Here is a 9,147-nt window from a genome sequence, read left to right as displayed (position 1 = left end):
GCGGCGTGCGTCTCGGCACCAGTTGCTGCAGGATGTTCGGATTGAGCAGCAGGTTCGGGTTGACCTCCACGCCCGGCTTGCGAAGCGGGACGCAGTTTGGATATTTTCCGGTCGTCCCGGTCGGGCAGCGCCGCAGGATGATGATCGGCTGGCACTGGCCGTTGATCAGCTGCGAACCCGGCGCGCATTCCTGCCGGACCCTACGGCAGGCGCCGTCACGGACCTCGGTGCCACGCGGGCAGACGCACTCGCCACGCTTGTTGTGGACCTGGCCGCGAATGGTGCACTGCTCCAGTTCGGGCTTCTTCTGCCGGCAGGCGCCGTCGCGGATCTCCGTACCCCTCGGGCAGACACAATTGCCGTTGGCGTCGTGGATCTGGCCGCGGATCGTGCACTGCTCGGGCTGTGGCCGGATCGGCCGGCAGGCGCCGTTGCGCAGCTCTGTCCCCTTCGGGCAGACGCAATCGCCATCGGCATTGCGGACCTGGCCGGGGATGCGGCACTGCTCCGGTTTCGGCCGGATCGGCCGGCAGTCGCCATTGCGCACCTCGGTTCCCTTCGGGCAGACGCAATCGCCGTCCGCGTCGTGGACCTGGCCGCGAATGGTGCACTGCTCGGGCTTCTGCTTGTCCCGCACGCAGGCATTCGCGATCCTGTCGAGATGCGTGCCCTTGGGGCAGTAGCAGCTGTCGCCGTCCGCCGACGGCACCGAGCCGGGTATGGTGCAGCCTTGCGTGATCTTCACGCAGGCGCCGTTCTCGAGCTCGGTTCCGCGCGGACAGACACAGCGCCCGTCCTCGGTGCGGATCTGGCCCTTGAGCAGCACGCAGGGCTTGGGCTTCGGCTCGACGATGACGCCGCCGCCCGTGCACTGGCCGTTGCGGTAGGTGGTGCCTTCGGGGCAGACGCAGCGGCCGGCATCGTTCATGACGAAACCTGCCGAGCACTGTTTCTTCACCTCGTTCCTGATGGTGAAGGGATGGCACGCATAGGCCCTGCCGCGATTGCCCTGGATGTTGGCCTGATCGCCGGCAAGCACGTCGCCGCCGCCCTGCACCCGCGTATCCGGGGACAGGACGCCAACGCAGTTCTGACCGTTGACCGTGCCCTGCAGATTGGCCAGGCGGCCGTCATCGGGGATGACCATGGTGACATTGTGCACGTGGCTTTCCCCGGCGCCGAGCGTCAGGTTGGCAATGCAGGACAAAGGCAGCGTCGTCGGTTCCGGCGAGCAGCCGAAGGGCGGCTCAATCGACGTGATCTCGACGCCTTCCAGCCTGCCCAGTCCTTCCACGCCGATCGCATCGCCGATCCGGACCGGACCGGAGAAGGCGGCCGGCCCATCGTTCGTGATGGTGATCTCGAACGAGCAGGGCTGGCCGGGCTGGCATTCGCTGTCGCCGGTCTTCTCGACGCGGATGGTCGGAGCCCCGCCGCCCTTGGCGCAAGCCTGGCCGATCGGATAGACGATGTCGTCTCCCGGCGCCGGCCCGTAGGAGCCGCGCGCGCAGTTCTCGAACTCGCCATTGGCCGAGACCGTCACGTCGAAGTGCCTGGAGGTTCCGGGCGTCATCACGGCGCCGGGAATCTGGCAAGACAGCGTGTTGGCCGGAACCGGTCCGCAGGCCCATTCCGCGCCGTCGGGAGTGACGGTCTGGATCTGGACCGGCGCGCCACCGGCCACCAGCGTGGCGGCATCGTTGACCCGCACCGGACCGGTGGGGGCCGCCGTGCCGGCGTTGCTGACGGTGATGCGGCAGGAAACCACCGCGGCACCGGCCAGCGAGCCGTTGCACACCTTGGTGATGCGCAGGCCGGGCTTGCCGCCATTGGGATGGCGGAAGCGTTCCTTGGCGCAGGCCTTGTTGTTGGTGAGGTCGACCTCACCGGGGATCGCCCTGACCTCGGCGCAGTTCTCGACGCTGTCAGACTGGTAGTTTGCCGGCATCACCGCCTTGACGACGATCGACGTCGACGCGCCAGGCATCAGCACGATGCCGGGATTGTCGCAACGGAACTGGCCGGGGCCGTTCGGTCCACAGCTCCAGGGCGGAGACGGGCCGAAGGTCGAGGAGGCCGGCGCGCCGCCGGGATAGCTGTCGACGACCGTCAGCGGTCCGTTATAGGGGACGCTGCCGTTGTTGATGAGGTCGATGACGAAGTAGCAGATGCCGTCAGCCGTGCAGACCGGGATGCGGGCACGCTTCTTCAGGATCAGGTCGACCTTCTTCTCGACCGGCGGCCGGCACTCGGGGTCGCGATCGCCACGCCGGCAGATCGGGATCGAGGCGCAGCCGCGATCGTTCTGCTGGCTGCCGAACAGCGGCTTGCCGCTGGCCTGGTAGTCGTAGATGGCGCAGTTGCGCAGCGCGCGTCCCTGCCAGCCCGGCGCCGGCTTGAAGCCGAGCTTGAGGTCGACAAAGGCGCCTGGGTTGAGCGTGGTCACCGGATGGGTGCAGGTCATCGGCGTGACGCCGGGCACGCAGACCCAGGGCGGGTTCGGGCCGGAATCCAGCACCGAGCCGGCCGGCAACGTCACCTCGTCGAGCACGATCTTGCCGTGATAGGGGGTGCCGCCGACATTGCTGACCCTGATGGTGAAGTCGCAGCCGCCGGCCATCGTGCAACGCGTGACATCGGCGCGCTTCTCGACCTTGAGGTCCGGCTCCTTGTCGGGCGGGCATCTGAGATCGCGCGGGATGACGATGTCGATGGTCTGCGTGCAGCACAGGCCCCAGCCCTCCTCCGGACCGGCATAGGTCTCGATGCCGGTGACGATGAGGTGGATGACATCACCGGGCGATGCGCCGACGATCTTCCAGTTGAGCACGCCGCCGCCCGCCGGCACCAGCTGCGTGTCGGGGATGATGGTGATGCCGGGCGTGGTCGTCGAGACCTGCACCCACTTGCCGCCCATCTCCGGGCCGACAGGCATGTGGTAGATGAAGGCGCCGCCGCCGGGCACGCAATCGACCGTGCCGCGCTCCACCTTGAAGCATTCCTTGCCGGGAGGTGGTGGTGGCGGATTACATTTGGTCAAGTCGATGCGGATCGAGGTCTTCTCGCCGGTGAGGAAATCGCCGTCATCCGGCTTGCCCGGATCCTGCGACGGGATGATGGTCCCCGGGCCGCCTCCCATCGACACTTTGATCGTGCCCTGGTTGTCGACCATGGCCGGCGCGGGGAACGCCGCGTGGTCGATCTTGGCCACGATCTGGAAGGTGATGGTGCGTTCGTTCGCGGCGCCCATGCCGTCGAGATCGCTGGCGGAAATCCGGAAATCGGAAACCGTCGCGGTGTCGTTCGGGTCCGCCGAGGTGCTGATCACCGCACCGGGCAGAGCGCCGCCGCCGGCATCGGTGCCGTCGCCGGACACATGCACGCTGACGATCTGCAGGCCATGCGGAAGCTGGTCCTTGAAGTCGAGCCTGGCGTTCTTCAGCGCATTGGCAAGCACGGGATTGGCAAAGGCTTGCGCATTGCCGCGCAGGCCGAACGTCAGCGTGTAGAAGGCATAGTCGCAACTTCTCTGGCCGCCCTTCTTGGTGAAGAACGGCACGATGCGCCCCGGCTCGGGATTGACGACACGGGGATTGTCGAGCTCAAGCCTGGGTTCCGGGCCTGCGGCCTCGACGATCTTGGCCGGGATGGGGTCCTCGGCGAAGGCCGGCAGTGCCGGCATCATGGCGACCGCGATACCGGCCGCCATCAGCCAGCGCGCGCCGCGCCTGGCATATGACAGGGGTTTCATGATCGTCTCCATGACGGTGGGTTTGCTGCTGCTCGGAGCAAGCGGGGAAAGCGCGGAAATGGTCATCTTTCCCTCCCTCACGGTTCGCAGCTGACGGCTGGGGTTCTGAGCGGCAGGGTCATTTTGCAGCAAGGGTAGTAGCCGCCCTTGTCGCGGTCTGACTGCCTGTAGAAGCAGAGCCCAACATCGACCGTGTCGCCCGGATAATGGCCGGTGATGCCGATCGTGTATGGCGTGCCCGGCGCATGCGACATGGGTGAGGTCACCCCGACGCCTGGCGTCTTGGACAGAGCCTTGATCGAATCGCCGCCGAAGCCGGCATGGTCATGGAGATAGAGATCGGCCTCGAGGCCCGAGGGCGTGCAGAAGTACTGGACATCCTCGACATCGAGACAGGGAGGCAGATTGCCGGGCGGTGGAAAGTCCGGCGGATAGAATGGCGGCAGGTAACCGCCAGGAATTTCCTCATAGTAGCCGGCACGGCCCTCGCAGGGACGCCAGACCCTGACGTCGCCGACATGGCCTTCCACTTCCGGGTCCTCGAAATAGCTGTCGAAGTCGACGAACCAGGAGCCGAAGGGCGGCACGTTGGCCGGCTTGACCAGTGGGGTCGGTGTGAACTGGACGCCATGCACGGCAAAAGGCCCGCCAGCGGCGAGCTGCTCGGCAAGCGCCGGATTGTCACGCAACTTATCGCCGGTGTTGACCAGCGTGTCGGTGCAGACACTGGTGTCGAGATTGCCCTCGGCGTCATAGCCATATTGCAGGTCGACGCCGCCGGCCGACTGGCGGTTGCCTTGCGGGAAGCCGATCGCATATTCCTGCGGCTCTTCCACCCAGACCGATTCCGTCGCCGGATCGTCGGGATTCTCGCGCCAGTAGCGGATGACCTCGCCCTTGCCGGAATCGGCGAAGCGGCTGTAATCGTAGCGGTTTTCCACCGGGCCGCGCTGGGCCAGGTACATGAAGCCCTTGTTGTCGAAAGCGATGCCGGTGACGGCGTAGTCCTTGTCGGCCTTGACCGTCAGCTCCCAGCGCGGATCGCCGGCGAAGCGGCCGTCGCGGGCAATGCCCACCGACCAGACCTCCGCCTTTTCGCCGACCGTATAGTAGATCCGGCCGCCGTGATAGGCGACCGCCCAGACGCGGCGCTCGTCCTGGGTGTAGCCCCATGTGTCGGGGTCTTCGCTGTCGAAGGCGGCGCCCTGGATGTCCATGACGGCGCCGTCGTCGGCGACCGGGTCGAGCCCGTGCGCCGGGCGTCCGGCGACGCCATGGTCGAACGTGTCGATCAGCATGCCGTTGGCGTCGATGCGATGGATCAGGCCAGTGTCGAGATCGGAGGCGAAGAACTGGCGATGGATGGGGTCGAAGGAAAGGTTGCCGATGCCGGGCCCGCTGTTGGTGTCGATATCGGCGAATTTCGCAACGGCGCCGGTAATGCCGTCGATCTTCCAGATCGTGCCCGGCCCGCCGCCATTCTCGGTGCCGAACTGGCCTTCCATGAAGGCAGCACCGGCAGCGCCGCGGCGCTCTCGCTCGGGCCGTCCGTCACTGTCGGCGTCGGGCGTGACGATCTCGATGCCGTGCAGCGAAGTCGCGGCGGCATAGAGGTTCGGGATGCCCGACGGCACGCCATCACGCACGCCGTCGTCATAGGTGAGGCCGAAGACCTCGCCGATCTGGCCGGCCGTCACCTCGAAGGGCGGCGGCGTGTAGACGAGCTGGCCCGAGGCCGGGCCGCCGAGATGCGAGACGTCGAAGACGCGCAAGGAGGCGCGGCTGGTGTCGATGAAGGTTTCGTCGACCGGATCGACGCCGGGCGGAAGGCCCCCCTCTTCGGACTCGGAAGAGTCGAAATTGGGGATGACGGTGCCGGGGAAGCCGGTCACCGCCATCGAGCCAGGATAGATGATCTGGGTTTCCTGCGCGCCGGCAGGGCTGCCGAGCCACAGGCCGGCGCTGAGCGCAAGAGCAAGAAATCCGCTGGTTGCCTTTGCCGCGCGGCGCAAACGGCCGGCACGAGCGTGCGCAAGAGCGCCTTGGTCGCAGGACATAGAACTCCCCCCGAAGTCTATGGAAGAACCATCCGGCATTGCCGCGCGAATCAGGGCAAGGCTCGGCGTTCCGGCACGTTCTTCCCTGATCGAATTGTCTGCTTTCCTCATGCTCACGATACGCCGGCTCTTACGCAGGGTCAACGGAATCAGCGGAAAGCCCAGCGCATCGACCCTGTCCCGAAGACGGTGGTCGCGCCGAGCTTCTGTTGTTCCCGGAGACCGTGGAGCCTCTGGGTTTCTGGTCATTGGGTTTTCCTTTCCCGGGCCGCACCATGCGGCGCCTGAGCGTCAGTCGCGGGCTGACGCGGAAAGGTTCATGCCGCCGCCGATGGAATCCTGCGGCCGGCTTTCCGCCACGGCGGCCTTCTGTTAGCGTTGGTGCGGATAAGGGTTGGATAGTCAGGGAGGGGGCATGACAGGCAAGCGCCTCATACTGCTGCTGGCGTCGCTCGTCCTTTCGTCGCCGGCATTGCCGTCGGCGGCCAAGACCCTGGTCTACTGCACCGAGGCCAGTCCCGACACATTCGATCCGGCACTTGCCTCCGGCACCCGCGATGCGTCGGCGACCGCGCTCTACAACCGCATTGTCGAGTTCGAACCCGGCACGACCAAAGTGCGTCCCGGCCTCGCCGAAAAATGGGAGGTCTCCGACGACGGGCTGACCTACACATTCCATCTGCGGCGCGGCGTGCGATTCCACAGCATCGAAGGCTTCACCCCGACGCGCGACTTCAATGCCGACGACGTGCTGTTCACTTTCGAGCGCCAGGGCAGCGCCGGGAACCCTTTCCACAACTATGCCGGCCGCCAGTACATCTATTTCGACGGCATCGGCATGCCGGACCTCGTCGTCGGCTGGCGCAAGCTCGACGACTACACCGTCGTCATGACGCTGAAGGCGCCGCACTCGCCGATGCTGGCCGATCTGGCGCTGGATTTCGCGTCGGTCGTCTCGAAGGAATATGCCGACAGGCTGCTGGCGGAGAAGCGTCCGCTGGACCTGGCGACAAGGCCGGTCGGAACCGGTCCGTTCCAGCTTGTCGACTATCAGCAGGATGCGGTCATCCGCTACAAGGCCAATCCGGACTACTGGCGCGGCCGGGCGAAGATCGACGATCTGGTCTTCGCCATCACCACCGATGCCAGCATCCGCATGGCAAAGCTGCGCGCCGGCGAGTGCGATGTCATGCCCTATCCCAATCCGGCCGACCTCGAGGCGATCAAGGCCGCGCCCGGCATCAGGCTGATGCAGCAGGAGGGCCTCAACACCGGCTATCTCGCCTTCAATACCTTGCAGAAGCCGTTCGACGATCCGCGCGTCAGGAAGGCGATCGACATGGCCATCGACAAGAAGGCGATCGTCGATGTCGTTTTCCGCGGCACCGGCGAACTGGCTCGCAATCCGCTGCCGCCGACCTCATGGGCCTATGACAAGTCCGCTCCCGGCGATGGCTACGATCCCGATGGCGCCAGGCGCGAGCTCGCCGCCGCCGGCGTCCATGATCTGCGCATGAAAGTCTGGGCGATGCCTGTGCAGCGGCCCTACAACCCCAACGCCCGGCTAATGGCCGAGATGATCCAGTCGGATCTCGCCAAGATCGGCGTCGGTGTCGATATCGTCACCTATGAATGGGCCGAGTATCTCGCCCGCTCGAAGGCGCGCGACCGCGATGGCGCCATGCTGTTCGGCTTCACCGGCGACAATGGCGATCCGGACAATTTCCTGTCAGTGCCGCTCGGCTGCGCCGGCGTCGGCACCACCAACCGCGCCAACTGGTGTTTTGCCGCTTTCGACGCGCTGCTCAAGCAGGCGGCGGCCATCGTCGATCCCGCCGCCCGTGCGAAGCTCTATGTCGAGGCGCAGCGACTGTTCCGGGAACAGACGCCATGGGTGGTCATCGCGCATTCGGTGGTGTCGATCCCGATGCGCGAACGGGTTCGAGGCTACGTCATGGATCCTTTCGACCACCATGACTTCTCCGGCGTCGACATCCAGGACTGACCGCCCGGTGGCGGCCGCGGACCTCGACGTCTATGTGGAGAGCCTCAGCAATTTCGGCTCGTCGCGGGAATACTCGATCCAGTCGCTGCTGCCTCATGTGGAAGAGGCCGGGCTGAAGGTGCGCGTGCTCGATCGTCCGGCGGGCGGCAGCCGTGCGCCGGCCGCCCTGCTGCATGTCGACCTGACGGAAGTGCCGCAAGAATATTCCCAGATCGGCATTCTCTACCAGCGCACCATCAACGGCCGCGCCCTCTCCATCCACCGGCACCTCTATTCGACGCTCAGGCTGAACTACGGCGACAGCCACCCGGGCCCGGTCGTCGTCAAGACGGTGCTCAACAGCCGGGGCCGGCCCGAGCTGCGCTGGCGGCAATACCGCAATGGCTGGACGCGGGCAGCGCATGCGTTGCGCAAGATCGCGACGCCGGACTACAAGGAGCGCCTGTGCCCGCGCTACCGCGTCTACGGCACGATCGCCGAGGTTCCGGCGGAGGTCTGGCGCGACGAGAGGCTGATGGTGGAGAAATTCGCTTTCGACAGCCTCGACCTGCCGATCGTGAAACATCGCTACATGTTCCTGCTCGGCGCCGAACTCAACATGCGGCAGGTCTACGAAGACGTGCTGTGCGCGGGCGCCAAGATTGTCAGCAACGAAGTGGGCGGCGCGGTTCCCGACGAGGTCAGGGCGGTGCGGGAGAAGCTCCACCTCGATTACGGCGCGATCGACTATTTCATCGTCGACGGCAAGGGCATCGTTGTCGATGCCAACAAGACGGTCGGTTCCAATCCGAGCTGGCTGAAGCGCAATTTGTTCCGGCAGGAATTCGACCGCCGCATGGCCGAGGCGCTGATCGGCTTCATCCGCGGCTGAGCGAAAGACGCCGGCTCACCAGATCCAGTCGCCCTTGCCGAGCGCCGTTGCGGCCTCGACGATGCGGGTGAAGCTGGCGCGCGCCCGGCCGACCGTGTGCCGGGCCCTCAGGTAGCCGTGCACAAGCCCCGGTTCCTCGAACCAGTATGCATGCCCGCCGGCCGCGACGACGCGGTCGCGATAGGCCTCGCCGTCGGAGGACAGCGGGTCGCATTCGGCGGTGATCAGCACGGTCGGCGGCAGGTAGGCGAAGTCGGCATCGGCGAGCGGCGCCAGCGTGATGTCGCCGGTGCGGTCCTCGCCACCGGTGCGGATGTGCTTGTAGAATTCGAGGTCGCGCACGGTCAGCATCGGTGCTTCGGCATGCGTCACATAGGAGCCACGAGACCGGTCGCCGCCGAGGCCGGGATAGATCAGCAGCTGGCCGACGGGTTTTTTGGCATGGCCGCGCGTCGCATGGCTG

5 protein-coding genes are annotated in these 9,147 nt (G+C 66.1%); 2 read left to right on the top strand and 3 right to left on the bottom strand.

The window, feature by feature from the left end; translation table 11 throughout:
- Both EN780_RS20350 and EN780_RS20345 read right to left on the bottom strand, forming a co-directional pair.
- Positions 1 to 3,817 (bottom strand): hypothetical protein (locus EN780_RS20350; protein WP_128275118.1); only part of this gene is annotated, 3,817 nt, incomplete at its 3' end.
- Between the two features lie 11 nt (positions 3,818 to 3,828).
- Positions 3,829 to 5,808 carry a hypothetical protein gene (locus EN780_RS20345; RefSeq protein ID WP_127391747.1) on the bottom strand — a complete coding sequence of 660 codons (1,980 nt, stop codon included), beginning with the start codon at positions 5,806 to 5,808 and terminating at the stop codon, positions 3,829 to 3,831.
- Positions 5,809 to 6,223: 415 nt separating this feature from the next.
- Here EN780_RS20345 and EN780_RS20340 point away from each other — a divergent pair, with 415 nt between their 5' ends.
- A complete protein-coding gene (locus tag EN780_RS20340) occupies positions 6,224 to 7,813 on the top strand; it encodes an ABC transporter substrate-binding protein (protein ID WP_127283445.1) in 1,590 nt (529 codons plus the stop codon).
- Between the two features lie 7 nt (positions 7,814 to 7,820).
- Positions 7,821 to 8,684: a hypothetical protein gene (locus tag EN780_RS20335; RefSeq protein ID WP_128275117.1), complete on the top strand. Its 864-nt coding sequence runs from the start codon at positions 7,821 to 7,823 to the stop codon at positions 8,682 to 8,684.
- Positions 8,685 to 8,699: 15 nt separating this feature from the next.
- On the opposite strand, the gene EN780_RS20330 is transcribed toward EN780_RS20335, so the two are convergent.
- The coding region (locus EN780_RS20330; RefSeq protein ID WP_145970997.1) for an alpha/beta hydrolase at positions 8,700 to 9,147 on the bottom strand (448 nt) is incomplete at its 5' end.

It is taken from the genome of Mesorhizobium sp. M4B.F.Ca.ET.089.01.1.1 (genome assembly GCF_004022605.1).
GTDB lineage: Bacteria > Pseudomonadota > Alphaproteobacteria > Rhizobiales > Rhizobiaceae > Mesorhizobium > Mesorhizobium abyssinicae.
Note: the sequence above shows the minus strand (reverse complement) of the source record. Positions and strands in the feature narration are given on the sequence as shown.